At 63.2% G+C, this 24,344-nt stretch carries 27 protein-coding genes; 8 read left to right on the forward strand and 19 right to left on the reverse strand.

Translation table 11 applies throughout. From position 1 onward, the window contains the following. Positions 1 to 10: 10 nt before the first annotated feature. The 5 genes from ureG to AC1M7R_RS14180 all read right to left on the reverse strand — a co-directional run bounded on the left by ureG (position 11) and on the right by AC1M7R_RS14180 (position 3,228). Positions 11 to 625, reverse strand: a complete 615-nt coding sequence (gene ureG, locus AC1M7R_RS14160) for an urease accessory protein UreG (protein ID WP_072397878.1) — start codon at positions 623 to 625, stop codon at positions 11 to 13. 9 nt (positions 626 to 634) lie between these two features. After that, positions 635 to 1,309 carry an urease accessory protein UreF gene (locus AC1M7R_RS14165; RefSeq protein ID WP_490609693.1) on the reverse strand — a complete coding sequence of 225 codons (675 nt, stop codon included), beginning with the start codon at positions 1,307 to 1,309 and terminating at the stop codon, positions 635 to 637. Beyond that, positions 1,306 to 1,806, reverse strand: coding sequence for an urease accessory protein UreE (gene ureE / locus AC1M7R_RS14170; protein ID WP_490609694.1), 501 nt, complete (start codon positions 1,804 to 1,806; stop codon positions 1,306 to 1,308). The genes AC1M7R_RS14165 and ureE overlap by 4 nt, the downstream gene beginning before the upstream one ends. 209 nt (positions 1,807 to 2,015) lie before the next feature. Next, the gene (locus AC1M7R_RS14175; RefSeq protein WP_072397875.1) at positions 2,016 to 2,648 is read right to left on the reverse strand and encodes a TetR family transcriptional regulator; all 633 of its coding nucleotides are present in this window, start codon (positions 2,646 to 2,648) and stop codon (positions 2,016 to 2,018) included. Between the two features lie 154 nt (positions 2,649 to 2,802). After that, positions 2,803 to 3,228 (reverse strand): hypothetical protein, encoded by a 426-nt coding sequence (locus AC1M7R_RS14180; protein ID WP_490609695.1) that lies wholly within the window; start codon positions 3,226 to 3,228, stop codon positions 2,803 to 2,805. A 359-nt stretch (positions 3,229 to 3,587) separates the two neighbouring features. Here AC1M7R_RS14180 and AC1M7R_RS14185 point away from each other — a divergent pair, with 359 nt between their 5' ends. Next, positions 3,588 to 5,663, forward strand: coding sequence for an AsmA family protein (locus AC1M7R_RS14185; RefSeq protein ID WP_490609696.1), 2,076 nt, complete (start codon positions 3,588 to 3,590; stop codon positions 5,661 to 5,663). A 100-nt stretch (positions 5,664 to 5,763) separates the two neighbouring features. On the opposite strand, the gene AC1M7R_RS14190 is transcribed toward AC1M7R_RS14185, so the two are convergent. After that, positions 5,764 to 6,294, reverse strand: a complete 531-nt coding sequence (locus AC1M7R_RS14190; RefSeq protein ID WP_072397873.1) for a ferritin-like domain-containing protein — start codon at positions 6,292 to 6,294, stop codon at positions 5,764 to 5,766. 144 nt (positions 6,295 to 6,438) lie between these two features. Beyond that, positions 6,439 to 7,362: a LysR substrate-binding domain-containing protein gene (locus tag AC1M7R_RS14195; protein WP_072397872.1), complete on the reverse strand. Its 924-nt coding sequence runs from the start codon at positions 7,360 to 7,362 to the stop codon at positions 6,439 to 6,441. A gap of 135 nt (positions 7,363 to 7,497) precedes the next feature. Here AC1M7R_RS14195 and AC1M7R_RS14200 point away from each other — a divergent pair, with 135 nt between their 5' ends. The 5 genes from AC1M7R_RS14200 (at position 7,498) to AC1M7R_RS14220 (ending at position 10,963) form a co-directional block, all read left to right on the forward strand. Further along, complete coding sequence (locus AC1M7R_RS14200; protein WP_072397871.1) at positions 7,498 to 8,136, forward strand: FMN-dependent NADH-azoreductase; 639 nt, start codon at positions 7,498 to 7,500, stop codon at positions 8,134 to 8,136. Beyond that, positions 8,136 to 8,441, forward strand: a complete 306-nt coding sequence (locus AC1M7R_RS14205; protein ID WP_072397870.1) for a DMT family transporter — start codon at positions 8,136 to 8,138, stop codon at positions 8,439 to 8,441. Before AC1M7R_RS14200 ends, AC1M7R_RS14205 begins: the two co-directional genes overlap by 1 nt. A 72-nt stretch (positions 8,442 to 8,513) precedes the next feature. Further along, positions 8,514 to 9,404 carry an esterase/lipase family protein gene (locus tag AC1M7R_RS14210; protein ID WP_072397869.1) on the forward strand — a complete coding sequence of 297 codons (891 nt, stop codon included), beginning with the start codon at positions 8,514 to 8,516 and terminating at the stop codon, positions 9,402 to 9,404. Between the two features lie 75 nt (positions 9,405 to 9,479). After that, positions 9,480 to 9,773 carry a PsiF family protein gene (locus tag AC1M7R_RS14215; RefSeq protein WP_072397868.1) on the forward strand — a complete coding sequence of 98 codons (294 nt, stop codon included), beginning with the start codon at positions 9,480 to 9,482 and terminating at the stop codon, positions 9,771 to 9,773. Positions 9,774 to 9,949: 176 nt separating this feature from the next. Then, a complete protein-coding gene (locus AC1M7R_RS14220) occupies positions 9,950 to 10,963 on the forward strand; it encodes an AI-2E family transporter (RefSeq protein ID WP_072397867.1) in 1,014 nt (337 codons plus the stop codon). A 70-nt stretch (positions 10,964 to 11,033) separates the two neighbouring features. On the opposite strand, the gene AC1M7R_RS14225 is transcribed toward AC1M7R_RS14220, so the two are convergent. Then, positions 11,034 to 12,308, reverse strand: coding sequence for an Hsp70 family protein (locus AC1M7R_RS14225; RefSeq protein WP_072397866.1), 1,275 nt, complete (start codon positions 12,306 to 12,308; stop codon positions 11,034 to 11,036). 342 nt (positions 12,309 to 12,650) lie between these two features. Here AC1M7R_RS14225 and AC1M7R_RS14230 point away from each other — a divergent pair, with 342 nt between their 5' ends. Further along, positions 12,651 to 13,589, forward strand: coding sequence for a DnaJ C-terminal domain-containing protein (locus AC1M7R_RS14230; RefSeq protein WP_072397865.1), 939 nt, complete (start codon positions 12,651 to 12,653; stop codon positions 13,587 to 13,589). Between the two features lie 55 nt (positions 13,590 to 13,644). Continuing rightward, the gene (locus tag AC1M7R_RS14235; protein WP_072397864.1) at positions 13,645 to 13,944 is read left to right on the forward strand and encodes a chaperone modulator CbpM; all 300 of its coding nucleotides are present in this window, start codon (positions 13,645 to 13,647) and stop codon (positions 13,942 to 13,944) included. A 273-nt stretch (positions 13,945 to 14,217) separates the two neighbouring features. Here AC1M7R_RS14235 and ureC read toward each other — a convergent pair whose 3' ends face one another. The 11 genes from ureC to urtA form a co-directional block, all read right to left on the reverse strand. Next, a complete protein-coding gene (gene ureC, locus AC1M7R_RS14240) occupies positions 14,218 to 15,918 on the reverse strand; it encodes an urease subunit alpha (protein WP_072397908.1) in 1,701 nt (566 codons plus the stop codon). A gap of 140 nt (positions 15,919 to 16,058) precedes the next feature. Further along, positions 16,059 to 16,364, reverse strand: a complete 306-nt coding sequence (locus AC1M7R_RS14245) for an urease subunit beta (RefSeq protein ID WP_072397863.1) — start codon at positions 16,362 to 16,364, stop codon at positions 16,059 to 16,061. After that, positions 16,361 to 16,894 carry a GNAT family N-acetyltransferase gene (locus AC1M7R_RS14250; RefSeq protein WP_072397862.1) on the reverse strand — a complete coding sequence of 178 codons (534 nt, stop codon included), beginning with the start codon at positions 16,892 to 16,894 and terminating at the stop codon, positions 16,361 to 16,363. Before AC1M7R_RS14250 ends, AC1M7R_RS14245 begins: the two co-directional genes overlap by 4 nt. A 7-nt stretch (positions 16,895 to 16,901) precedes the next feature. Beyond that, positions 16,902 to 17,432: a GNAT family N-acetyltransferase gene (locus tag AC1M7R_RS14255; RefSeq protein ID WP_072397861.1), complete on the reverse strand. Its 531-nt coding sequence runs from the start codon at positions 17,430 to 17,432 to the stop codon at positions 16,902 to 16,904. A gap of 9 nt (positions 17,433 to 17,441) precedes the next feature. Further along, positions 17,442 to 17,744: an urease subunit gamma gene (ureA, locus tag AC1M7R_RS14260; protein WP_003197350.1), complete on the reverse strand. Its 303-nt coding sequence runs from the start codon at positions 17,742 to 17,744 to the stop codon at positions 17,442 to 17,444. 86 nt (positions 17,745 to 17,830) lie between these two features. Beyond that, positions 17,831 to 18,682, reverse strand: coding sequence for an urease accessory protein UreD (locus tag AC1M7R_RS14265; RefSeq protein WP_072397860.1), 852 nt, complete (start codon positions 18,680 to 18,682; stop codon positions 17,831 to 17,833). A gap of 30 nt (positions 18,683 to 18,712) precedes the next feature. Continuing rightward, positions 18,713 to 19,411: an urea ABC transporter ATP-binding subunit UrtE gene (urtE, locus tag AC1M7R_RS14270; protein WP_072397859.1), complete on the reverse strand. Its 699-nt coding sequence runs from the start codon at positions 19,409 to 19,411 to the stop codon at positions 18,713 to 18,715. 45 nt (positions 19,412 to 19,456) lie between these two features. Beyond that, the gene (gene urtD, locus AC1M7R_RS14275; RefSeq protein ID WP_072431716.1) at positions 19,457 to 20,326 is read right to left on the reverse strand and encodes an urea ABC transporter ATP-binding protein UrtD; all 870 of its coding nucleotides are present in this window, start codon (positions 20,324 to 20,326) and stop codon (positions 19,457 to 19,459) included. Next, complete coding sequence (gene urtC, locus AC1M7R_RS14280; RefSeq protein ID WP_072397857.1) at positions 20,323 to 21,402, reverse strand: urea ABC transporter permease subunit UrtC; 1,080 nt, start codon at positions 21,400 to 21,402, stop codon at positions 20,323 to 20,325. The genes urtD and urtC overlap by 4 nt, the downstream gene beginning before the upstream one ends. Beyond that, the gene (urtB, locus tag AC1M7R_RS14285) at positions 21,402 to 22,904 is read right to left on the reverse strand and encodes an urea ABC transporter permease subunit UrtB (RefSeq protein ID WP_072397856.1); all 1,503 of its coding nucleotides are present in this window, start codon (positions 22,902 to 22,904) and stop codon (positions 21,402 to 21,404) included. Before urtB ends, urtC begins: the two co-directional genes overlap by 1 nt. Before the next feature lie 157 nt (positions 22,905 to 23,061). After that, positions 23,062 to 24,327: an urea ABC transporter substrate-binding protein gene (urtA, locus tag AC1M7R_RS14290; protein WP_072397855.1), complete on the reverse strand. Its 1,266-nt coding sequence runs from the start codon at positions 24,325 to 24,327 to the stop codon at positions 23,062 to 23,064. Between the last annotated feature and the right edge of the window lie 17 nt (positions 24,328 to 24,344).

The following is a 24,344-nucleotide window of genomic DNA, read 5'->3' on the forward strand; positions in this document are numbered from 1 at the left end:
GTTCCGGCTGTCAGGCGGCTGTCAGCAGGCCCTGGCGCTCGATGAAGGCGATGATTTCGTCCAGGCCCTGGCCGGTTTTCTGGTTGCTGAAGACGAAGGGCTTGCCGTTGCGCATCCGCCGGGTGTCGCTGTCCATCATTTCCAGGGACGCCCCCACCAGCGGTGCCAGGTCGATCTTGTTGATCACCAGCAAATCGGATTTGCAGATGCCCGGCCCGCCCTTGCGCGGCAGTTTGTCGCCAGCCGATACGTCGATCACATAGAGGGTCAGGTCCGACAGCTCCGGGCTGAAGGTGGCCGAGAGGTTGTCGCCGCCGGATTCCACCAGGATCAGGTCCAGCCCGGGGAAGCGTCGGTTCAGCTGGTCCACCGCTTCCAGGTTGATCGACGCATCCTCGCGGATGGCGGTATGGGGGCAACCGCCGGTCTCCACGCCAATGATTCGCTCCGGCGCCAGGGCCTGGTTGCGCACCAGGAAATCGGCATCTTCGCGGGTGTAGATGTCGTTGGTGACCACTGCCAGGTTGTAGCGTTCGCGCAGGGCCAGGCACAGGGCCAGGGTCAGCGCGGTTTTGCCGGAACCGACCGGGCCGCCGATACCGACGCGCAAAGGTTGTGTATTCATGTGGGTCTCCTAGGAACGGAACAGACGGCTGTACTGGCGCTCATGGGCCATGCACGCCAGGGACAGGCCAAACGCGGCGCTGCCGTAGTGCTCGGGGTCGATGTTCGATGCGTTGTGCTGGGCCTGTTGCAACAGCGGCAGCAGTTCGCTGGTCAGGCGCTGGGCCGCTTGCTGGCCCAGGGGCAGGGTTTTCATCAGCACCGCCAGCTGGTTTTCCAGCCAGCTCCATAGCCAGGCGGCGAGGGCATCCTGGGGGGTGATGTGCCAGGCGCGGGCCGCCAGGGCCCAGGCCAGTGCCAGGTGTGGCTCGGTGCATTGTTCGAAGAAACCCTGGGCCGCGACGTCGAGTTCCGGCAGGCCGCCCAGCAGTTGTTGCAGCGAATACCCCATCTGCCGGCTTTCCTGGTACAGCTCGCGGGTTTCCCGGCTGGCGCGATGGGTTTCACAGTGTTGCCGCAGGGCATCCCAATCGTCGGCCGCGGCGGCTGTGCAGTGTGCCAGTAGCAAGGGGGCCTCGAAGCGTGCCAGGTTCAGCAGCAATTGATCGCCGATCCAGCGACGCGCATCATCGGGATGCTTGATCCAGCCGTTGTCCACTGCCATTTCCAGGCCCTGGGAATAGCTGTAGCCGCCGATCGGCAATTGCGGGCTGGCCAGACGCAGCAGCGCCCAGGCCGGATTCATGGACGCACGCCGAACTGATGCAGGCGCGGCGCGTAATTGAAATCCTCGTCGCCGTGTCGCGAATGATGATGGCCACCGCCGTAGGCGCCATGTTCGGGCTGGAACGGCGCTTCGATGGATTCGGCGCGGGCACCCAGTTGTTCGAGCATCGCCTTGAGCACGTAGTCGTCCAGCAGGCGCAGCCAGCCATCCCCCACTTGCAGGGCGACATGACGGTTGCCCAGGTGATAAGCCGCCCGGGTCAATTCGAAGGCGTTGGCGCAGGTGACATGCAGCAACTGTTCGGGACGAGCGCACACCCGCACGACACGACCGTCCTCGGCCTGCAGGCATTCGCCGTCGTACAGCGGTGGCTGGCCCCGCTCCAAAAACAACCCCACATCTTCACCCTCGGCACTGAAACAGCGCAGGCGGCTTTTGCTGCGGGCGTCGAAAGTCAGGTGCAGCTCTGCATCCCAGCAGGATTGAATGTCGATTCTGCGATGAATCACCAGCATCGGAGTGCTTCCAGCAATGAACGGTGCGGTGTTTAGAGCAAGGGGCTTGCCAAGGGATGCCGGTGTAGGAAAAAGCAATGGGAATGGGCGGATGGCGCTTAAGTGAATGAAGGTAGGCGCATTGATTTGGTGCGCGATGCTGGTGGGTGCACCATTTTGTGAAGTGGGGTGTGCCCGCAAAGGGAACGCTCAAGAGCGTCCGTCGGCAGTCACTCCGTGCTGCCCAGTCCGCGCCAGTGCTTGAGGCCGATGAAAATGAAGCGCAATTGCTGGGTGATCTTCACCTGGGGGGTGAGATGGTCAGGCAGGGCTTCGGCGGGAGGGTCGATGATATCGGGGAGGGTGGCGAACACGCTCTTGACGATGAGATCGGCCATCACGCTCAGCCCGGCAAGGTCCAGATGCTGGAGCTTGGGCATGAGCGCGAGGTCGGCGGCCAGGTCCGAGCTGATACCTTCGCGCAGTTGTGCGATGGCCTGGCGTACGGGCAGGGAGCCGCCGTACTGCTCGCGGGCAAGGAACAGGAACTGTGAACGGTTGGCTTGCACGACATCGAGAAAAATCCGCACCGAGGCATCGATGATGCCGCCCATGACGAACTCGTTATGGCGCACCAGACGGATGGTTTCGCGAAAGGTCTGGCCAACCTCGCTGACCAGCGCCAGGCCCAGTTGGTCCATGTCATCGAAGTGCCGGTAGAAGCCGGTGGGCACGATGCCCGCTGTCCTGGCGACTTCCCTCAGGCTCAGGCTGCCGAACCCACGGCCACACTCCATCAGATGACGGGCTGCGTCCATCAGGGCATTTCGAGTCTGTTGTTTCTGTTCGGCACGGGGCAGCATCGCAGGGCTGGCTTCTGATTCTGGGGAGCGATGCACTCTAGCAAATCGGCTTTGCCGGCGTCGAACGGTAGAAGGAAAGGGGCGGGAAACACGGGGTCTTGAAAGTCAAAAGCCCGATTGAAGGAATCGGGCTTTTTTCCGGGCCACCATGGGCTCAGCTCACTTGGTCACGACGATCGATGACGCGGTCGCCACCGTCTGCTGCGAAAAGCTGGCCTTGTGGGGTGCGATCAGAGCCACCTTCGACCAGGCCTTTCTCTTCCAGCCGGTCACGACCGCCTTCGGCCAGGGCTTCACCCAATGGGGTACGGTCGGAACCGCCTTCGGCCAGGGCTTCACCCAATGGGGTACGGTCGGAACCGCCTTCGGCCAGGGATTCGCCCAGCGGGGTACGGTCGGAACCACCTTCGGCCAGGGACTCGCCCAGTGGGGTGCGGTCGGATCCACCTTCAGCTACCGTCTGGCTGTAGACAGAATGACTGTCCTTGACCTGTGGGGTGGCTTGCTCGGAGGCTGGCAGTGCAAAAGCAGTGGAAGCCAGCAGTGAAAGGGAAAGGCTCATCAGTAATTGGCGTTTCATGATCGTTGCTCCTTGGGAGGGCGATAAAGTGGGTACGGAGGCAATGCTACTCTCGATAAGTCGATATAAAAGTTCATAAACGCAATGGTAATAATCAACGGAATTGATTGTTCGGGCGGGAGGCTCTAGATCGCGGGTTTCCGAGGTGCGCTTTTGCACCGTGGTGGGTATTTTGTACTCACTGGTGCCACGCAAATGTGCGGGGGCGGTAACAGATGCCTGGCGGATCGGTCAGGTTTTCGCCCTTGGGCGTTAAACCTGTTGGGTGTTTCGCCAGTCTCACTATCAACGAACCGACGACAGGTTCGACTTTCAGGCGTCGCGGTCCGGGCGCCGGTCTTTCATCAGGAGCCTTGTGCATGACGCGCACTTCAAAAATCCTTGCCTGGAGCTTTGCCAGCCTCGTTGTGCTGCTGGCGGCGCTGGTGCTGGTCATCGCCTTTTTCGACTGGAACCGGATCAAGCCGGCACTCAATGCCAAGGTTTCCGAAGAGTTGCATCGCCCGTTCGCCATCAACGGCAACCTGGCCGTGCTCTGGCAACGCGAGCAACAGGAGGGTGGCTGGCGAGGGTGGGTGCCGTGGCCTCATGTGGTGGCCGAGGACCTGACCCTGGGCAATCCCGACTGGTCGAAAAGCCCGCAGATGGCCACGCTCGAGCGCGTGGAGCTGCGCATCTCGCCCTTGGCCTTGCTGGCCCGGCGCGTGGCGATCCCCCGTATCGACCTGACCGGTCCCAACACCAATCTGCAACGCCTGGCGGACGGCCGTGCGAACTGGACGTTCCAGTTCGATCCGAAAGACCCGGACGCCGAGCCGTCGAGCTGGACGGTGGACATTGGGGCCATCGGCTTCGACAAGGGGCATGTCACCCTGGACGACCAGACATTGAAAACCCGTCTCGACCTGGTGATCGAGTTGCTGGGCAAGCCTGTCCCGTTCAGCGATATCGTCGGTGAAAAGACCGCCAGCAAAGCCCGTGACCAGGGGGCACTGCCCCAGGACTACGCATTCGCCTTCAAGGTCGATGGGCAATATCACGGCCAGGGCCTCAGCGGTTCCGGCAAGGTGGGCGGCCTGCTGGCTCTGCAGGATGCGACACAGCCCTTCCCATTGCAGGCCCAGGCGAAGATCGCCGAGACCCGCATCGAGCTGGCCGGGACCCTCACCGACCCGAAGAACCTGGGTGCCCTGGACCTGCGCCTGAAACTGGCCGGCAGCAACCTGGCCCATCTTTACCCGCTGACGGGGGTGACGCTGCCGGATTCGCCGCCTTATGCCACCGACGGTCACCTGGTTGCCAAGCTCCATGAGCCGGGTGGTGCGTTGTTTCGCTATGAGGCGTTCAACGGCAGGATCGGCGACAGCGATATCCATGGCGACCTGGCCTATGCTGCCGGTGAGCCGCGCCCCAAGCTCAGTGGCGCGCTAGTGTCCGATCAGCTGCTGTTCAGCGACCTGGCCCCCCTGATCGGCGCAGACTCCAACACCGAACAGAAGGCCCGCGGCGCGGCCAGCAAACAACCTTCGGACAAGGTCTTGCCCGTGGAGGAGTTCCGTACCGAGCGTTGGAGCGCAATGGATGCCGACGTGGAGTTCACCGGTAAACGCATCGTCCACAGTGAGCAGTTGCCCTTCAACGATCTTTATACCCACCTGGTGCTCACCGATGGCCAGTTGAGCCTCGAGCCCCTGCGGTTCGGGGTAGCGGGTGGTCGGCTCGACGCGCAGATCCGCCTCAACGGCCATACCCAGCCTTTGGAGGGAAGGGCTCGGCTCACGGCTCGCGGTTTCAAGCTCAAGCAACTGTTTCCAGGGTTCGAGCCGATGAAAACCAGTTTCGGCGAGCTGAACGGCGATGCCGATATCGCCGGGCGAGGAAACTCGGTGGCTGCCTTGCTGGGCACGTCCAATGGCACGTTGAAGATGCTCATCAACGACGGTGCCATCAGTCGCGAATTGATGGAGTTGGCGGGATTGAACGTCGGCAACTACGTGGTGGGGAAAATCTTTGGCGACAAGGAGGTGAAGATCAACTGCGCGGCGGCGGATTTCGACATCAAGAGCGGCCTGGCGACCACCCGCCTGTTTGTCTTCGACACCGAAAACGCGATCATCTACGTCGATGGCACGGCGAACATGGCCACCGAACAACTGGACCTGACCGTCACGCCGGAGTCCAAGGGCTGGCGGCTGATTTCCCTGCGCTCGCCACTCTATGTCCGGGGCCCGTTCGCCAAGCCGTCGGCGGGCGTCAAGGCCGTGCCGCTGATGCTGCGCGGAGCCGGCATGGTGGCGCTGGGAGTGATCGCCGCGCCAGCGGCCGGGTTGCTGGCGCTGGTGGCGCCCAGCGGCGGCGAACCTAACCAGTGCGCACCGTTGCTGGAGCAGATGAAGGCCGGCAAGGCACCGGTCACGGTCAAGCCTACCCGTTGAACGCCGGGCTCATGGGCCGGCTCAGGGCCCGGATCGCGAGCAGGCTCGCCCCTTCATCTGGCCGGTGCCCGGGGGAGCGAGCCTGTCCACGTCAGCGGGATTACAGATCGGCCAGAATATCGGCCATGTCATCGGCGTGTTCTTCTTCCTGGGCCAGGATGTCCTCGAAAATACGCCGGGTGGTTGGGTCTTTCTCACCGATGTACTGGATGATTTCCCGGTAGCTGTCGATGGCGATGCGCTCGGCCACCAGGTCTTCATAGACCATTTCCTTGAGCGTATTGCCCGCGACGTACTGGGCGTGGGAATTGCGGGTCAGCAGGTCAGGGTTGAACTCCGGCTCGCCACCCAGCTGGACGATGCGTTCGGCCAGTTTGTCGGCGTGTTCGGCTTCCTGGTTCGCGTGCTCGAGGAACTCGCTGGCGGCCACGCTGGCCTTGAGGCCGGTGGCCATGAAGTAGTGGCGCTTGTAGCGCAGCACGCACACCAGCTCGGTGGCCAGCGCTTCGTTGAGCAGGCGCACGACTTCCTGTCGATCGGCGTTGTAGCCCTCGGTCACTGCGCCGTTCTGCACGTTTTGGCGCGCCCGCTCGCGCAGGGTGGTTACATCGGTCAAGTGCATGTCGCTCATCTCGTTCTCCTGGAGGCTGATCCGGTTGTATGTCGCGCTCTGTCGGCGTGATCATTCCTGGGCGTTGTACGAACGATGCCTGTCGCCGCTCGGCGACTTTTCGTACAACGCCTATGGTGGGAGTCATGAGCGAAAGGAAAAGTTTTATGAAACTGTCCGAGCGACCGGCAAGTGCTGCGAGCCGGACAGGCGTACCTCCTCCTCCAGCCATTTGAAGAACGCACGCACCGGTGGATGGCGTTCGCGACCCGGTACGCACAGGGCGCTGTAACCGGCGCCATCGACCTGGACCTGCGGGCGGTAGCCCACCAGCAGGCCGCTGGCGACGCTTTCGGACACCAGGATGTTGCTTGCCAGCACCAGGCCTTGCCCGGCGATCGCCGCTTGCAAGGCGTAGTGCTCCTCGTCGTATTCGCGTATGCAGGGCTGCCGGGTGAGCCAGTTTTCCCCGGCCTGGGCGCACCAGGCATCCCAGCCATGGGCGTACAGCTTGGAGTTGTGCCAGCGCACGCTGATCAACGTTGGCGTCTGCTCGGCCGCGAGGGCTACTTGCCCGGGCGAGCCATACACGCCGAAGCGCTCGTCGAACAGACACAAGCCGTACAGGTTCGGGTAGTCATCGAGGCTGTAGCGCACCACCAGGTCGACGCTGGCGTCCTGATGCAGGTCGATCACTTCGCAATGGGTGTCCAGGCGCACCTTGATGTCCGGATGCCGCGCATAGAAGCGCCCCAGTCGCGGCACCAGCCAGAGTGCGGCGAACGCGGCGGTGGTGGAGAGTGTCAGGTGGGTGCCGCTGCGTTGCGGGCGCAAGGTATCGACACTTTGCGCCACGTCCAGCAGGGCGCCGTGCAGGCTGTGGAACAGGCGTTGGCCGCCGTCGGTCAGTCGCACCTGGCGTGGCAAGCGTTCGAACAATTGCACGCCGAGCCAGGTTTCCAGGGCGCGGACCTGATGGGAAATCGCCGTGGGCGTCACGGCCAGCTCCTCGGCAGCGGCCTTGAAGCTGAGCAACCGCGCGGCGGATTCGAAGGCGCGCAGGGCGTTGAGGGGCAGGTTGGCGAACATCGAGGCTCCAGATTGGCTGGATGGATGAGATTTATTCATCCAGGTTGATAAGCGCTCATTTGCATGGGGGCTTTGAAAGACCGCATTTTGAGGCTCCAGGCAGTTTTCATTGTAGATGAATCAAAGGAGCTTCAGATGAGCAGTGTTCTTGTGGTGCATGGCAGTCCGCGTGGTGAACGTTCCCATTCCCGGCGTCTGGCCGAAACCTTTCTGTCGGCCTGGCAGGCCGTCCATCCCGACGCCCTGACGACTCGTCGTGAAGTGGGGCGCACCTTGATACCACCGGTCAACGAAGCCTTCATTGCCGCCGCCTTCTATCCCGAGCCCCAGGCACGGCCGCTGACCATGCAGGCGGACCTGGCATTGAGCGACACCCTGGTCGCGGAGCTGCGGGCCCACGACCGGCTGGTGATTTCCGCGCCCATGCACAACTTCAGCGTGCCGGGCGGGGTGAAGGCGTGGATCGATCAAATCGTGCGGATCGGCCTGACCTTCAACCACAGCCTGGACAACGGTGTCTCGCATTACGAGCCGCTGGTGCTGGGCAAGAAAGCCCTGATCGTGACCAGCCGTGGCGACTTCGGCTTCGGTCCCGGCGGACAGCTGGAGGCGATGAACCATGCCGACACCCTGTTGCGCACGGTTCTGGGGTTTATCGGCATCACCGATGTGACCGTGGTTGCCGCCGAAGGCGAAGAATCGGCCGAGCGCAGCTTTGCCCAGTCCTGCGCTGAGGCCGAGCAGCGCCTGCTGGCGTTGGCGCGGACCTTCTGATGGCCTGGGTCTATCTGCTGGTGGCAGCCGGCTTCGAGGTCACGTTCGCCATGGGCATGAAATACGCCGAAGGCTTCACCCGTCCATGGCCCTCGCTGATCACGGTGGTGGCCGCGGTCGGCGGAATCTGGTTCCTGACACTGTCAATGCGCGAACTGCCGGTGAGCGTGGCGTATCCGATCTGGACGGCTATCGGCTCGCTGGGCACCGTATTGCTGGGATTCGTGCTGCTGGGGGAAAGCCTGACGCTGGTCAAGCTGGTCTCGGTGGGGCTGATCGTGGCGGGGGTGAGCGGGCTGAAGTGACGGGGGTGTCATAGACTGGTCATCATCGATGCCGATGCTGGCACCCCCCTCCGATCACAAGGACGTCCACCCATGTCGCAACAATGTGCCACCCGCTATCCGTTGGTGCTGGTTCCGGGAATGCTCGGGTTCATTCGCCTGGTGCTGTATCCGTACTGGTATGGGATCGTCTCGGCGCTGCGTCGAAGAGGGGCGGTAGTGGTGGCGGTGAAAGTGTCGCCGCTGCATTCATCCGAGGTGCGTGGCGAGCAACTATTGGTGCAGATCCAGGACATCCTGCGCCAGACCGGGGCCGGCAAGGTCAACCTGATCGGCCATAGCCAGGGCGCCCTGACGGCCCGTTACGTAGCGGCCAGGCGCCCGGACCTGGTGGCCTCGGTCACCTCGGTGGCCGGGCCCAACCACGGCTCGGAGCTGGCCGACTACCTGCGCATCCATTACCCATCCGACCGTGCCAAGGGCCGCCTGCTCAAAGCCCTGCTGTGGCTGATCGATGCCCTGATGAACCTGCTGGAGACCGGCTATCGCGGGCCGAAGCTGCCGGTGGATATCCAGGCGTCCCATGAATCCCTGACCACCGCCGGTGTGGCGCTGTTCAACGAGCGTTATCCACAGGGCCTGCCTGACACCTGGGGCGGGCAGGGGCCGGAAGAGGTCGACGGCGTACGTTATTACTCCTGGTCCGGGATCCTGCAGCCAGGCAGGACCGACAGGGGGCGCAATCTGTTCGATGGCACGAACCGCAGCTGCCGGCTGTTCGCCCGCACCTTCGTCCGCGAGGCGGGGCAGTGCGATGGCATGGTCGGGCGATTCAGTTCACACCTGGGTACGGTGATCGGCGACGACTATCCATTGGACCATTTCGACATCGTCAACCAGTCGTTGGGGTTGGTGGGGCGGGGAGCCGAGCCGGTCCGCTTGTTTGTCGAGCATGCCCAGCGCTTGAAGGCGGCCGGGGTATGAGAGGCCGTGGATGTAACGGGGATGTCTACACTGCTCTGTACCGCCGCCTCTTGCGCGGCTACAAGGAGAAGCATCATGAACCGGTTGCGTGTGCCTTTGCTGGTGGTCGGTTTACTGCTGTGTACCGAAGGTTTTGCCGCCAACTCTCAACAGACCCTGATGGTCACCTGCAATGCCGACGCCACGGCCCAGGGCCTGAAGGGCGATGCACGACGGGAATTCATGGGGGCCTGCCTCAAGACCAAGCCACCTGAAGGGCCGGTCACGCCTCAGGAACGTATGACGAGCTGCAATGCCACGGCCACGGCCCAGGCATTAAAGGGCGATGCCCGCAAGGCATTCATGAGCGATTGCCTGAAGAAAAAATAACCCGGGCCAGTGGGGCCTCATCGCGAGCAGGCCCCACTGGCGCCTGGAAAAAAATACCTGCACCTGCGACTGGGGTCGGCCGATACAATCCCTGGGCTTTTCATACAGAGCCTAGTGCTGCCCGTGGATCGCTGGCAGACTGCCAATCCTTTCACGCCGTTTCGTTCTGAGGCTGTATGCCAACGTTTTCTCAGCGTCATGTGTTGTTGGTGATCAGTTGGGTGATCATTTTTGGTGGGTTGTTGCTGGTGTTGCCGTTGCGCCTGTTGCCCAGCCTGCTGGCCGGGTTGCTGGTGTTCGAGCTGGTCAACATGTTGACCCCGCAGTTGCAGCGGTTGATCGAAGGCCGGCGCGCACGCTGGCTGGCAGTGGCGTTGCTGGGCACGCTGGTGGTCAGCGTACTGACTCTGATCTTCGCCGGCGCCTTCAGCTTTCTCCTGCATGAAGCGGAGAATCCCGGTGCGTCCCTGGACAAGTTCATGGCAGTGGTCGACCGCGCCCGCGGGCAACTGCCACCGTTCATCGATGCCTACCTGCCGGCCAGCGCCGCCGAGTTCCGGGTAGCGATCGGCGATTGGATGAGCAAACACCTGAGCGACCTGCAACTGGTGGGCAAGGATGCGGCCCACATGTTCGTGACGCTGCTGATCGGCATGGTGCTGGGGGCCATCGTCGCCCTGCAGCGCATCCCCGACCTGACCAAGCGCAAGCCCCTGGCCGCCGCGCTGTTCGACCGCCTGAACCTGCTGGTCAAGGCGTTTCGCAACATCGTCTTCGCCCAGATCAAGATCTCCCTGCTCAACACTTTCTTCACCGGGATCTTCCTGGCGGTGGTACTGCCGCTGTTCGGGATCAAGCTGCCGCTGACCAAGACTCTGATCGTGATGACGTTCCTGCTGGGGTTGTTGCCGGTCATCGGCAATCTCATCTCCAACACCCTGATCACCATCGTCGGCCTGTCCCTGTCGATCTGGGTGGCGATGGCGGCGCTGGGTTACCTGATCGTGATCCACAAGCTGGAGTACTTCCTCAATGCCCGCATCGTTGGCGGGCAGATCAGTGCCAAGTCCTGGGAACTGCTCATGGCGATGCTGGTATTCGAGGCGGCTTTTGGCCTGCCGGGGGTGGTGGCGGGACCGATCTACTACGCCTACCTCAAGAGCGAGTTGAAGCAGGTGGGGATGGTCTGATCCGGTAGCGATGGTGCCTGGCCTGGCGCCATCGCGAGCAAGCTCGCGATGCAGGCGCCTCGGTCTGGGATCAGACCTGCGTTCCGTACCGCTTCATCGCTTCGATCGCCAGCCCGCTGCCGATGCTGCCAAAGATATTGCCCTCCACATGCCGTGCCCGGGGCAGCATCGCGGCGACGCTGTTGCGCAGTGCCGGAATGCCGCTGGAGCCACCGGTAAAGAACACCGTGTCCACCTGCCCCACGTCTACATTGGCATCACCGAGCAATTGCGTGACGCTGGCACGCACTCGCTCCAGCAGGCCGTCGATCGCCGATTCGAACAGCGCCCGGCTCAGGTCCACGCTCAGGCCCGGCTCGATCCGATCCAGCGCCACATGCCGATGGTCGGCCTGGGTCAGCTGGATCTTGGTTTCTTCCACTTCCATTGCCAGCCAATGCCCGGCGCGCTGTTCGATCAGCTTGAACAGCCGGTCGATGCCACCGGTGTCCTCGATGTCGTAGCGCATGCTGCCCAGGGCCAGGGTGGACTTCTGCGAATACACCGCGTTGATGGTGTGCCAGGTCGCCAGGTTCATGTGGTGACTGGTGGGCATGTAGGCGCCGCTTTTCATCCGGCTGCCATAGCCGAACAGTGGCATCAGGCCGGCCAGGGAGAGCTGCTTGTCGAAGTCGGTCCCGCCGATGTGCACGCCGCCGGTGGCGAGGATGTCGGCATGACGGTTGTCGTGGGTGCGGCGCTCCGGTGACAGTCGCACGAGAGAGAAGTCCGAGGTACCGCCGCCAATGTCGACGATTAGCACCAGCTCTTCTCTCTCGATGGTCGATTCATAATCGAACGCCGCCGCAATGGGCTCGTACTGGAACGAGACCTCCTTGAAACCGATGGCTCGGGCCACGTCTGCCAGGGTGTTTTGCGCTTCCTGGTCGGCCAGTTCGTCGTCATCGACGAAAAACACCGGACGTCCCAGCACGACTTCTTCGAACTCGCGGCCGGCAGTGGCTTCGGCGCGTTTCTTCAACTGGCCGATGTACAGCCCCAGCAGGTCCTTGAATGGCATTGCCGTGCCCAGCACGCTGGTATCGTGCTTGATCAGCTTGGAACCCAGCAGGCTCTTGAGCGAGCGCATCAGGCGGCCTTCGTAGCCTTCCAGGTATTCGTACAGGGCCAGGCGGCCGTAGACCGGGCGGCGCTCCTCCTGATTGAAAAAAACCACCGAAGGCAGGGTGATCTTGTCGTCCTCCAGCGCGATCAGCGTTTCCATGCCGGGGCGCAGCCAGCCGACGGTGGAGTTGGACGTGCCGAAGTCGATGCCGCAGGCACGGGCCGAGGATGCGTTTTTCATGTCTTCCAGGTTCCGGTTGAAAAAACGGCCGCGCAGTGTATGCCAGTACGCAGCGGATTCGAAGGCCGGCTATCCGGCAGGCATGAAAAGAATCGCAGGATGTACATAGTGCGCTGAAAAAACGGCCTGTGCGCCAGTCCAGCCTTGAAAGGGCCGGTTTTATCCCCAATCTTGTATGCATCAACGGGTGGTCACAGGGCGAGCGCAAGAATCGCCACCGACTGCCGATAAACTTCTGATACGCCGCCCGGTCACAACCTTGAGGTTGGTCAACCCGCTGTCCGCTCATCCGGGCATGCTGTGCGTGGCGGTGCGACGTCGATAACGGATGGTGATGCTTCGATGGACTTCAAAGACTACTACAAGATTCTGGGTGTCGAGCCGACGGCTGACGACAGCACGATCAAGGCTGCCTACCGCAAGCTGGCGCGCAAATACCACCCGGATGTCAGCAAGGAAAAAGACGCCGAGACCAAGTTCAAGGACGTCTCCGAGGCCTATGAAGCGCTGAAAAGCGCCGACAAGCGCGCCGAGTACGATGATCTGCGGCGCTACGGTCAGCACGGTCAACCGTTCCAGGGGCCGCCGGGCTGGCAGAGCCGTGGCGGTTTTGGCGGCCAGGACACCGGGGACTTCTCGGACTTCTTCAGTTCGATCTTCGGAAATCGCGGATCAGGTTTCGGTGGCGGGCAATCGGGTCGCAGCGCCGGCCGTCGGGGGCAGGACGTGGAACTGGAATTACCGATCTTCCTAGAAGAGACCCTGTCCAACGAATCGAAGAAGATCAGTTACCAGGTGCCGCAGCACAACGCCGCAGGCCAGCACGTGAGCAACACCACCAAGAGCCTAAACGTGAAGATCCCTCTGGGGGTGACCGACGGCGAGCGCATCCGCCTCAAGGGCCAGGGCGCGCCAGGCATCGGTGGCGGCGCCAATGGCGACCTGTACCTGACCATTCGCTTCGCCCCGCACCCCAAGTTTGATGTCGAAGGCCAGGACCTGATCATCACCTTGCCCCTGGCGCCCTGGGAATTGGCCCTGGGCACCGAAGTGGCTGTCCCGACCCTCACCGGCAAGATCAACCTCAAAGTGCCGGCCGGCAGCCAGAACGGCCAGCGCATGCGCGCCAAGGGGCACGGCTTGCGCAACAAGGCGGGCGAACGGGGTTACCTGTTCGTGCAACTCAAGGCCGTGATGCCCAAGGCCAACGACGAGTCGGTCAAGGCATTGTGGGCGGAGCTGGCGAAGAAAGCTGCGTTCGATCCACGGGCGAATTTCTGACGGCCCAGGTCATCACACCGCTGCTGCACGGTTAGAGCATTGGGAGAAGCAGACCATGAACAACCCGATCATTGAACTGAACCTGAAGGAATTCTGCGAGGCCGCCGCGCTGGCGGATGTCCATGTGATAGAAATCGTCGCCCATGGCATTCTCGAACCCCACGGCAAGGCCCCATCCGACTGGCGTTTCACCGACTACGAACTGGTCCTGGCGCGCCGCGCCGCCAAGTTGCGGCGTGAATTGGAACTGGAATGGGACGGCGTCGCCCTGGCGCTGGACCTGCTGGAGGAAGTGCAGCAACTGCGCAGCGAAAACCGCATGCTCAAGCAGCGGTTGGGGCGGCTGGTGGAGTGACGCAGCCCTTGAGCTAAATGCAGGTCCTGTGGCGAGGGGAAACGTCGCACCGCCCCGCTGGGCTGCGCATCAGCCCCAGAGAAGGGTTGGACGCAATCGGCCTGACACACCGAGGTGCTGAGTCTTGGGCTGCTGCGCAGCCCAGCGGGGCGACGTTTCGCTAAATCCCCTCGCCACAGACTCTACCGCCTCACCACAGGTTGGATTCCTTCACCCCCGGATCGCCCAATTGCTCCCTACCGAAATATGTAGTCGGCCAGTGTCAGTCGACCATCAAAACAGAAAATAGCGCTGCGCCATCGGCAGCACCTCAGCCGGTTCGCACCACAGCAACACCCCGTCGGCCTTGACCTGGTAAGTCTGTGGATCGACGTCGATGCTCGGCAGGTAGTCGTTGTGGATCAGGTCGGTCTTCTGCACGTCGCGGCAACCTTTGACCACGGCGATTCTTTTCTTCAGCCCCAGTTGTTCCGGCAACCCGGCCTCGGCAGCGGCCTGGCTGATGAAGGTCAGGCTGGTGGCGTGACGCGAGCCGCCAAAGCTTGCGAACATCGGTCGGTAGTGCACCGGTTGTGGCGTCGGAATCGAGGCGTTGGCGTCGCCCATCAGGCTGGCGGCAATCGCGCCGCCCTTGAGGATCAGCGTCGGCTTGACGCCGAAGAACGCCGGGCGCCACAGCACCAGGTCGGCCCACTTGCCCACTTCGATGGAGCCCACCTCATGGCTGATGCCATGGGTGATCGCCGGATTGATGGTGTACTTGGCGATGTAGCGCTTGATGCGGAAGTTGTCGTTGCCCTCTCCATCCCCAGGCAGGGCGCCGCGTTGCTTCTTCATCTTGTCGGCGGTCTGCCAGGTACGCGTGATGACTTCGCCGACGCGGCCCATGGCCTGGCTGTCGGAGCTGATCATCGAGAACGCGCCCAGGTCATGGAGAATGTCCTCGGCGGCGATGGTCTCGCGGCGGATGCGGCTCTCGGCGAAGGCCACGTCCTCGGCGATGCTCGGGTCCAGGTGATGACAGACCATCAACATGTCCAGGTGTTCGTCGATGGTATTGCGGGTGAACGGCCGGGTCGGGTTGGTGGAACTGGGTAATACGTTGGGGAAACCGCAGGCCCTGATGATGTCCGGCGCATGCCCGCCACCGGCACCTTCGGTGTGGTAGGTGTGGATGGTGCGGCCCTTGAACGCGGCGAGGGTGGTTTCCACGAAGCCCGACTCGTTGAGGGTGTCGGTGTGGATCGCCACCTGCACATCGTATTGGTCGGCCACGCTCAGGCAGTTGTCGATGGCCGCGGGCGTGGTGCCCCAGTCTTCGTGCAGCTTCAGGCCGATGGCCCCGGCCTTGACCTGCTCGATCAACGGCTCCGGCAGGCTGGCGTTGCCCTTGCCGGTCAGGCCGATGTTCATCGCGAATGCATCCGCTGCCTGGAGCATGCGCGCCAGATGCCACGGGCCGGAGGTGCAGGTGGTGGCGTTGGTTCCGGTGGCCGGGCCCGTGCCGCCGCCGATCATGGTGGTGACGCCGCTCATCAGGGCTTCTTCGATCTGCTGCGGGCAGATGAAGTGAATATGGGTGTCGATGCCGCCGGCCGTGAGGATCATGCCCTCGCCGGCGATCACTTCGGTGCTGGCGCCGATGGCGATGGTCACGTCGGGCTGGATGTCCGGGTTGCCGGCCTTGCCGATGGCGGCGATGCGGCCGTCCTTGAGGCCCACATCGGCCTTGACGATCCCCCAGTGGTCGATGATCAGTGCGTTGGTGATCAGCGTGTCGACCACTTCGGCGGCCAGCAGTTGACCCTGGCCCATGCCGTCGCGGATCACCTTGCCGCCGCCGAATTTCACTTCTTCGCCATAGGTGGTGAAGTCTTTCTCCACTTCGATCCACAACTCGGTGTCGGCCAGGCGGACCTTGTCGCCGACAGTGGGGCCGAACATGTCGGCATAGGCTTGTCTCGAAATCTTCATGTGCTTGCCTTGGAATTCGATTGGATGTTGAAACCGTTCGCTGCGCTCACTCATCGCGAGCAAGCTCGCTGCCACATTTGATCGCGTTCCCCTGTGGGAGCGAGCCTGCTCGCGATGAGGCGGGTGCAGGCACCCATGACTTACAGGTCGCCCATGACCCGCCCGGCAAACCCGAACACCCGGCGATGCCCGGCCAGGTCCACCAACTCCACTTCCCGGCTCTGACCCGGCTCGAAGCGCACGGCGGTGCCGGCGGGGATGTTCAGGCGCATGCCGCGACTGGCGGCGCGGTCGAAGCTCAAGGCATCGTTGGTCTCGAAAAAGTGAAAGTGCGAGCCGACCTGGATCGGCCGGTCGCCCTGGTTGGCGACGGTGAGCGTCAAGGTGCGGCGACCGGCGTTGAGTTCGATGTCGCCGGGCTGGACCTGGTATTGGCCTGGAATCATTGCGGTTGCCCCAAAGTCTTGTAGTAGATGGCGGTCGGGCTGTAGTTGCCGTCCGGGCTCTGGCAGTAGTCGGGCAGTTCGCCGACGCGGGTGTAGCCCATGGCGCGGTAGAACGCTTCGGCCTCGGAGCCGGCCTCGGTGTCGAGGTACAACAGGCCGCGCTTGTGCTGGCGAGCGCCGAGTTCCAGGGCGCTCATCAATTGCTGGCCCAGGCCCCGGCGCCGGGCATCGCCGCGCACCAGCAACTTCTGCACTTCGGCACGGTTGAGGCCGTTGGGCTTCTGGCACAGGGCAAGCTGGACACTGGCCTGGACCTGTTCATCCTTGACCACCACCCACAGCAGCAGGTGGCCCTGGTTGAGGCTGGCCTGGACCTCGTCGAAATAGGCGCGGGCCTGGGTCGCATCGAGGTCGGCCATGAACCCCACGCTGGCGCCGTTTTCGACGGCGTCGAGCAACAGGTCGATCAGGCCCTGGCGGTAATGCGCAAAGCTTTCAGCGTGGACTCGACGCAACTGGGCGGGATTCATCGGCTTTTCACTCCTTGTGCAAGGCTGGCGCTGGCGCACCGGGGTTGAGGATCAACTGCATGAAGGTCAGGTCGAGCCAGCGACCGAACTTGACGCCCACCTGGGGCATCTGTCCGGTGACGACGAACCCGGCCCGCTCATGCAGGCGGATCGAGGCCGCGTTGCCGCTTTCGATAGCCGCGACCATGACATGCTTGCCGCAGGCCCTGGCACGTTCGATCAGCGCCGCCATCAGCCGTGGGCCGAGGCCATGGCCGCGTTGGTCGCTGCGCACGTACACCGAATGCTCCACGGTGTGCCGGAAGCCGTCGAAGGGACGCCAGTCACCGAACGAAGCGTAGCCGAGCACATGCCCTTGGCCTTCGATCACCAGGACCGGATATCCCTGGGCCTGCCGGCCGTCGAGCCAGGCCTGGCGGTTGTCCAGGTCCACGGCCTGTTCGTTCCAGATGGCCGTGGTGTTGAGCACCGCGTCGTTGTAGATGTCGCGCAAGGCCGGCAGGTCTGCGGGGCGAGCGTCGCGAATCTGGTAGGTCATGAGGTGGCCTCAGGCGATGGGCTGGTGGACGGTGACCAGCTTGGTGCCGTCGGGAAACGTCGCCTCGACCTGGATTTCAGGGATCATTTCCGGGATGCCTTCCATCACTTGCTCGCGGCTCAGCAGGGTGGTGCCGTAGTGCATCAGTTCAGCCACCGTCTGGCCGTCCCGGGCGCCTTCGAGCAGGGCCGCGGAAATGTAGGCCATGGCCTCCGGATAGTTGAGCTTCAGACCACGGGCCAACCGTCGTTCGGCGACGAGGCCGGCGGTGAAGATCAGCAGCTTGTCTTTTTCGCGTGGGGTCAGGTCCATGTGCAATCCATAAGGGCAGATAAATAGTTTGCGCTGTAAACACGCCCCCTGTGGGAGCGAGCAAGCTCGCTCCCACAGAAAGCAGATCAAGTGCTCCAGATTCTCGGTGGTACGGCCTCTCTTCCGAGCAATGCGGGCCTGAGCAAGCGCCATAATTCAATCAACCATCCCCGCGCCAGCAGCGCCTCGCTCGCCAGGCAGCGGGCCACGACCAGGCCCGGCAGCTGGGTCAGGTCGCCGCGCACCGCTTGGCCCAGGGATCGGCATCGCTCCAGCAGCTGGCTGTCGATCTCGCCGGTCACCAGCATCGTGGCAAACACCGGGTCGCCACCCAGCCCGATGGGCGAATCCAGCAGCCCGTCACCGCCCGTGATGCGCTGGCGCTCATGCCACAGCAACTGGCCGTTGCGGCGAATGTCCAGTCGCGATTGAAAGTGTCCCAGGTCGAACCGCTCGCCGCTGGCCGGTCGGCCGAGGGCGACCATGTCCCAGTAGAACAGGCGTGCGTCGCCCTGCAGATCGATACGCGTGCTGAGTTCGGCCTGGGCCGCGCTGAAGACGATGGTTTCCTGGGGCAACCATTCCAGTGTCGCGCCGGCCGCCACGCTCAGGTTCAGTTGCTGATAGGCGGGCCCCGCTGCGCGGTACCACTTGGCCGCGCCCGGGCTGGTCAGTTGCGTCCAGGCGCCAGGGCCGACGAGGGCCGAGATGTCCAGCCGGTCACCGCCGGCAATCCCGCCGGGCGGGTGGACGATGATGTGCTGGCACACCTCGGGACCTTCGGCGTACAAGTGCTTCTGCACCCGCAGCGGGCCTTTGTGACGGCGCTGTACCGGGCGTGTGCACTCACCGAATCGGGCGTAGCCCAATTCCAGCTCGGCGTGCCAGCTGGGAGTGAACAGGGCCGGAGGCGCCAATGAACAGACAGGTAGATTCATGATTTCTGATTATCGTCAGGACGCTACAGACTAGATCGTAACCAGCCCGCGCACACCCTCGGCTTCCATATTTTCTCCGCGCCCCTGCTGCACGATCTCGCCCCGGGACATCACCAGGTATTGATCGGCCAGTTCGGCGGCGAAGTCGTAGAACTGCTCCACCAACAGAATCGCCATGTCACCCCGGGCCGCCAGTTTCTTGATCACCGCCCCGATTTCCTTGATCACCGACGGCTGGATGCCTTCGGTGGGTTCGTCGAGGATCAGCAGCCGCGGGCGACTGGCCAGGGCCCGGCCGATGGCAAGCTGTTGTTGCTGCCCACCGGAGAGGTCGCCTCCGCGGCGCTGTTTCATCTGCAGCAACACCGGGAACAGTTCATAGATGAACGCCGGTACCTCCCGGGCTTCGGACCCCGGAAAGCGCGACAGGCCCATCAGCAGGTTTTCTTCCACGGTCAACCGTCCGAAGATTTCCCGGCCCTGGGGCACATAGGCGATGCCCGCGTGGACCCGCTGGTGCGGCTTGAACGCTGTGATGGCCTTGCCTTCCCAATTCACCGCGCCTTCCCTGGCTGGCAACAGGCCCATCAGACATTTGAGCAGCGTGGTCTTGCCCACGCCGTTGCGCCCCAGCAGGCAGGTCACCTCGCCCACCTTGGCGTCGAACGACAGGCCTCGCAGGATGTGGCTACCGCCGTAGTACTGGTGCAGCTTGTCGACTTGCAGCATGTTCCAGATTCTCCTGAAGTTCCCTGTGGGAGCAGCATTTGCCGCTCAGCGACCGAGATACACCTCGATCACCCGTTCGTTGTCCTGTACCTGCGCCAGTGACCCTTCGGCCAGTACGCTGCCCTGGTGCAGCACGGTGACGTGGTCGGCGATGGTGCCGACGAAGCCCATGTCGTGTTCCACCACCATCAGCGAATGCTTGCCCGCCAGGGTCTTGAACAGTTCGGCGGTGAAGTCGGTTTCGGCGTCGGTCATGCCCGCCACCGGCTCGTCGAGCAGCAGCAATTGCGGGTCCTGTACCAGCAGCATGCCGATCTCCAGGAACTGCTTCTGCCCGTGGGACAACAACCCTGCCGCGCGGTTGACCGACGGCGTGAGGCGGATGGTCTCCAGCACTTCGTCGATGCGGTCGCGCTGCTCGCCGGTCAGTCTGGCCCGCAGGCTGGCCCAGACCGATTTGTCGGCCTTCAATGCCAGCTCCAGGTTTTCGAACACGCTCAGGGCCTCGAATACCGTGGGCTTCTGGAACTTGCGACCGATACCGGCCTGGGCAATCTGCACCTCGCTCATGCTGGTCAGGTCCAGGGTCTCGCCGAACCAGGCCTTGCCATGGCTGGGGCGGGTCTTGCCGGTGATCACGTCCATCAAGGTGGTCTTGCCCGCGCCGTTGGGGCCGATGATGCAGCGCAGCTCGCCGACGCCGATGTACAGGTTCAGGTCGTTCAGGGCCTTGAAGCCGTCGAAGCTGACGCTGATGTCTTCCAGGGTCAGGATGGTGCCATGGCGGGTGTTCAGGCCGACGCCCGCCGCCTGGCCGAGGCCGATGGCGTCGCGGCTGCTACCGGCGTCCTTGTTGGGCTCCGTGGGGAAGAAAGCAGGTTCGAGCATGAATTCGACACTCGCTGTGATTCTCATTGTTCAGCCCTTTTCTTCAGCAGGCCGATCACGCCCCTGGGCAGGTACAGGGTCACGACGATGAACAGCGCACCGAGGAAAAACAGCCAGTATTCCGGGAAGGCCACGGTGAACCAGCTCTTCATGCCGTTGACCACGCCGGCGCCCAGCAGGGGGCCGATCAACGTGCCGCGCCCGCCGAGTGCCACCCACACGGCGGCCTCGATGGAATTGGTCGGCGACATTTCGCTGGGGTTGATGATGCCTACCTGGGGCACATACAGCGCGCCGGCCAGGCCGCACAGGATGGCGCTCAATACCCAGACGAAGAGCTTGAAGCCCCGTGGATCGTAGCCGCAGAACATCAGGCGGTTTTCCGCGTCCCGCAGGGCGGTCAGTACCCGGCCGAACTTGCTGCGGGCCAGTCGCCAGCCGATGAACAGGCTGGCCACCAGCAACAGCACGGTGAGCAGGAACAGTACGGCGCGGGTGCCGGGTTCGGTGATGCCGAAGCCCAGGATCGAGCGGAAATTGGTGAAGCCGTTGTTGCCACCGAAACCGGTTTCGTTGCGAAAGAACAGCAGCATCCCGGCGAATGTCAGGGCCTGGGTCATGATCGAGAAATACACGCCCTTGATCCGCGAGCGAAAGGCGAAGAACCCGAAAACCAGCGCCAGCAGCCCCGGCGCCAGCACCACCAGGCACAGGGCCCAGAGGAAGCTGTCGGTGCCGGTCCAGTACCAGGGCAGTTCGCTCCACGACAGGAAGGTCATGAAGGCCGGCAAGCCATCCCCGGCGGCCTGGCGCATCAGGTACATGCCCATGGCGTAGCCGCCCAGGGCGAAGAACAGGCCGTGGCCCAGGGACAACAACCCGGCGTAGCCCCAGACCAGGTCCAGCGCCAGGGCGACGATGGCATAGCAGAGGATCTTGCCCACCAGTGTCAGGGTATAGGCCGACACGTGCAGTGTGTTGTCCGGTGGCAGCAGCGACAGCAGCGGCAGGCTCAGCAACAGTGCCAGGATCACCGCGCCAACGATGAAGGTGGTTTTGGGACCGGCCTTTTGCGCGGCCGTGAGCATCAGGGGCTGGTTCATCAGTCGATTACCCGTCCTTTGAGGGCGAAGAGGCCTTGCGGACGCTTCTGGATGAACAGAATGATCAGCGCGAGGATCAGGATCTTGCCGAGCACCGCGCCGATCTGCGGCTCGAGAATCTTGTTGGCGATGCCCAGGCCGAACGCGGCGGACACGCTGCCGGCCAACTGGCCGACGCCGCCCAGGACCACCACCAGGAACGAGTCGATGATGTAGCTCTGGCCCAGGTCCGGGCCGACGTTGCCGATCTGGCTCAGGGCCACGCCACCGAGCCCGGCAATGCCCGAGCCGAGGCCGAAGGCGAGCATGTCCACGCGACCGGTGGGCACGCCGCAGCAGGCGGCCATGTTGCGGTTCTGGGTGACGGCGCGCACGTTCAGGCCCAGGCGGGTCTTGTTCAGCAACAGCCAGGTCAACACCACCACGAACAGCGCGAAGGCGATGATCACGATACGGTTGTACGGCAGCACCAGGTTCGGCAATACCTGGATCCCACCCGACAGCCAGGCCGGGTTGGCGACCTCGACGTTCTGCGCGCCGAACACCAGGCGCACCAGCTGGATCAGCATCAGGCTGATGCCCCAGGTGGCGAGCAGGGTTTCCAGCGGGCGCCCGTAGAGGTGACGGATCACCGTGCGCTCCAGGGCCATGCCGATGGCGGCGGTGATGAAGAACGCCACTGGCAGGGCGATCAGCGGATAGAACTCGATGGCACCCGGCGCGAAGCGCTGGAACAGCATCTGCACGACATACGTGGAGTAGGCCCCCAGCATGAGCATCTCGCCGTGGGCCATGTTGATCACACCCAGCAGGCCGAAGGTGATCGCCAGGCCCAGCGCCGCCAGCAGCAGGATCGAACCCAGGGACATGCCGCTGAAGGCCTGGCCCAGCAGTTCGCCCACCAGGAGCTTGCGCTTGACCTGGCCGAGGCTGGTTTCGGCGGCGGTGCGCACGCCGGCATCGGTTTCGACGCCGGGTTCGAGCAGGCCTTCCAGGCGTGTGCGAGCCAGTGGGTCGCCGGTTTCACCCAGCAGCCGGACGGCGTTCAGGCGCACGCTCGGGTTGCTGTCCACCAGTTGCAGGTTCGCCAGGGCCAGGCTCAGGGCGGCGTGCACATCTTCGTCCTGTTCGCCGGCCAGTTGCCGGTCGAGGAATGCCAGTTGCGCCGGGCGGGCGCTTTTTTGCAATTGCTGCGCGGCGCCCAGGCGTACGCGGGCATCCGCGGCGAGCAGTTGATGGCTGGCCAGGGCGGTTTCCACCAGCCCTCGCAAGCGGTTGTTCAGGCGCAGGGTCTTCGGCTGGCCATCGATGGTCAGTTGGCCCTGCTGCAAGGCGTCGATCAGTTCGACACGCTCGGGCTCAGGTTGCGCGGCCCAGGTTTCAAGCAACCTGGCCTGCTGGGTCGGGTTGGCGGCGACGAAGTCTTCGGCGTCACCGGCGTGGGCCTCCAGTGGCAGCAGTAGCACCAGGGCGAGAATGAGGCGGTAAAGGGCAGTGGGCATATGCTAGGCCTTGCGCAGTGCTTTTTGTGGGAGCGAGCTTGCTCGCGATAGCGCAGTCTCAGTCACTGTTCTTCTGGCTGATCCACCGCTATCGCGAGCAAGCTCGCTCCCACAGGGTTGTGTATCGGCCCGGGGATCCGGGCCGACACCCATGGACTCAGTTGCTCTTCACCGCATAGTCAGGCTTCTTGTCGTTGCCGGCGATGAACGGGCTCCACGGTTGGGCACGGATCGGGCCTTCGGTCTGCCAGACCACGTTGAACTGGCCGTCGGCCTGGATCTCGCCGATCATCACCGGCTTGTGCAGGTGGTGGTTGGTCTTGTCCATGGTCAACGTGTAGCCCGACGGTGCCGCGAAGGTCTGGCCGGCCAGGGCTTCGCGAACCTTGTCGACGTCGGTGGACTTGGCTTTTTCCACCGCTTGCGCCCACATGTGGATACCCACGTAGGTGGCCTCCATCGGGTCGTTGGTCACGGCCTTGTCGGCGCCCGGCAGGTTCTTGGCCTTGGCGTAGGCTTTCCAGGCTTCGACGAATTTCTTGTTCGTCGGGTTATCCACGGATTCGAAGTAGTTCCAAGCGGCGAGGTTGCCGATCAACGGTTTGGTGTCGATGCCGCGCAGTTCCTCTTCGCCCACCGAGAACGCCACCACCGGCACGTCGGTGGCCTTGAGGCCCTGGTTCGCCAGTTCCTTGTAGAACGGCACGTTGGAGTCGCCGTTGACCGTGGAGATCACGGCAGTCTTGCCACCGGCCGAGAATTTCTTGATGTTGGCGACGATGGTCTGGTAGTCGCTGTGGCCGAACGGGGTGTAGACCTCTTCGATGTCCTTGTCCGCCACGCCTTTGGAATGCAGGAATGCGCGCAGGATCTTGTTGGTGGTGCGTGGGTAGACATAGTCGGTGCCCAGCAGGAAGTAGCGCTTGGCGCTGCCGCCTTCTTCGCTCATCAGGTATTCCACCGCCGGGATCGCCTGCTGGTTCGGCGCCGCGCCGGTGTAGAACACGTTCGGCGACATTTCTTCGCCTTCGTACTGCACCGGGTAGAACAGCAGGCCGTTGAGTTCTTCGAAGACCGGCAGTACGGATTTACGCGACACCGAGGTCCAGCAGCCGAACACCACTGCGACTTTGTCCTGGGTCAGCAGCTGACGACCTTTTTCCGCGAACAGCGGCCAGTTCGACGCTGGGTCCACGACCACCGCTTCAAGCTTCTTACCGTTGACTCCGCCCTTGGCGTTGATCTCGTCAATGGTCATCAGCGCCATGTCCTTGAGGGACGTCTCGGAGATCGCCATGGTGCCGGACAGCGAATGCAGGATGCCGACCTTGATGGTCTCGGCGGCCTGGACGGTCCAGGCCATGCCCATCGCGGCAATGCTGGCCGAGAGTGTAAAAGCCTTGATCAAGCTACGACGCTTCATGGTGCGATCTCCGTGGA

It is taken from the genome of Pseudomonas sp. MS01C9 (assembly GCF_058202755.1).

Coding starts and splice junctions, on each gene's coding strand:
- ureA (WP_003197350.1), bottom strand. CDS start 17,744: ATGGACCTGACCCCACGCGAAAAAGACAAGCTGCTGATCTTCACCGCC.
- AC1M7R_RS14230 (WP_072397865.1), top strand. CDS start 12,651: ATGGACTTCAAAGACTACTACAAGATTCTGGGTGTCGAGCCGACGGCT.
- urtB (WP_072397856.1), bottom strand. CDS start 22,904: ATGCCCACTGCCCTTTACCGCCTCATTCTCGCCCTGGTGCTACTGCTG.
- AC1M7R_RS14210 (WP_072397869.1), top strand. CDS start 8,514: ATGTCGCAACAATGTGCCACCCGCTATCCGTTGGTGCTGGTTCCGGGA.
- ureC (WP_072397908.1), bottom strand. CDS start 15,918: ATGAAGATTTCGAGACAAGCCTATGCCGACATGTTCGGCCCCACTGTC.
- AC1M7R_RS14175 (WP_072397875.1), bottom strand. CDS start 2,648: ATGCTGCCCCGTGCCGAACAGAAACAACAGACTCGAAATGCCCTGATG.
- ureG (WP_072397878.1), bottom strand. CDS start 625: ATGAATACACAACCTTTGCGCGTCGGTATCGGCGGCCCGGTCGGTTCC.
- AC1M7R_RS14215 (WP_072397868.1), top strand. CDS start 9,480: ATGAACCGGTTGCGTGTGCCTTTGCTGGTGGTCGGTTTACTGCTGTGT.
- AC1M7R_RS14235 (WP_072397864.1), top strand. CDS start 13,645: ATGAACAACCCGATCATTGAACTGAACCTGAAGGAATTCTGCGAGGCC.
- AC1M7R_RS14265 (WP_072397860.1), bottom strand. CDS start 18,682: ATGAATCTACCTGTCTGTTCATTGGCGCCTCCGGCCCTGTTCACTCCC.
- AC1M7R_RS14200 (WP_072397871.1), top strand. CDS start 7,498: ATGAGCAGTGTTCTTGTGGTGCATGGCAGTCCGCGTGGTGAACGTTCC.
- ureE (WP_490609694.1), bottom strand. CDS start 1,806: ATGCTGGTGATTCATCGCAGAATCGACATTCAATCCTGCTGGGATGCA.
- AC1M7R_RS14205 (WP_072397870.1), top strand. CDS start 8,136: ATGGCCTGGGTCTATCTGCTGGTGGCAGCCGGCTTCGAGGTCACGTTC.
- AC1M7R_RS14185 (WP_490609696.1), top strand. CDS start 3,588: ATGACGCGCACTTCAAAAATCCTTGCCTGGAGCTTTGCCAGCCTCGTT.
- AC1M7R_RS14225 (WP_072397866.1), bottom strand. CDS start 12,308: ATGAAAAACGCATCCTCGGCCCGTGCCTGCGGCATCGACTTCGGCACG.
- AC1M7R_RS14190 (WP_072397873.1), bottom strand. CDS start 6,294: ATGAGCGACATGCACTTGACCGATGTAACCACCCTGCGCGAGCGGGCG.
- urtD (WP_072431716.1), bottom strand. CDS start 20,326: ATGAGAATCACAGCGAGTGTCGAATTCATGCTCGAACCTGCTTTCTTC.
- AC1M7R_RS14180 (WP_490609695.1), bottom strand. CDS start 3,228: ATGAAACGCCAATTACTGATGAGCCTTTCCCTTTCACTGCTGGCTTCC.
- AC1M7R_RS14220 (WP_072397867.1), top strand. CDS start 9,950: ATGCCAACGTTTTCTCAGCGTCATGTGTTGTTGGTGATCAGTTGGGTG.
- AC1M7R_RS14250 (WP_072397862.1), bottom strand. CDS start 16,894: ATGAATCCCGCCCAGTTGCGTCGAGTCCACGCTGAAAGCTTTGCGCAT.
- urtC (WP_072397857.1), bottom strand. CDS start 21,402: ATGAACCAGCCCCTGATGCTCACGGCCGCGCAAAAGGCCGGTCCCAAA.
- AC1M7R_RS14195 (WP_072397872.1), bottom strand. CDS start 7,362: ATGTTCGCCAACCTGCCCCTCAACGCCCTGCGCGCCTTCGAATCCGCC.
- AC1M7R_RS14245 (WP_072397863.1), bottom strand. CDS start 16,364: ATGATTCCAGGCCAATACCAGGTCCAGCCCGGCGACATCGAACTCAAC.
- urtE (WP_072397859.1), bottom strand. CDS start 19,411: ATGCTGCAAGTCGACAAGCTGCACCAGTACTACGGCGGTAGCCACATC.
- AC1M7R_RS14165 (WP_490609693.1), bottom strand. CDS start 1,309: ATGAATCCGGCCTGGGCGCTGCTGCGTCTGGCCAGCCCGCAATTGCCG.
- AC1M7R_RS14255 (WP_072397861.1), bottom strand. CDS start 17,432: ATGACCTACCAGATTCGCGACGCTCGCCCCGCAGACCTGCCGGCCTTG.
- urtA (WP_072397855.1), bottom strand. CDS start 24,327: ATGAAGCGTCGTAGCTTGATCAAGGCTTTTACACTCTCGGCCAGCATT.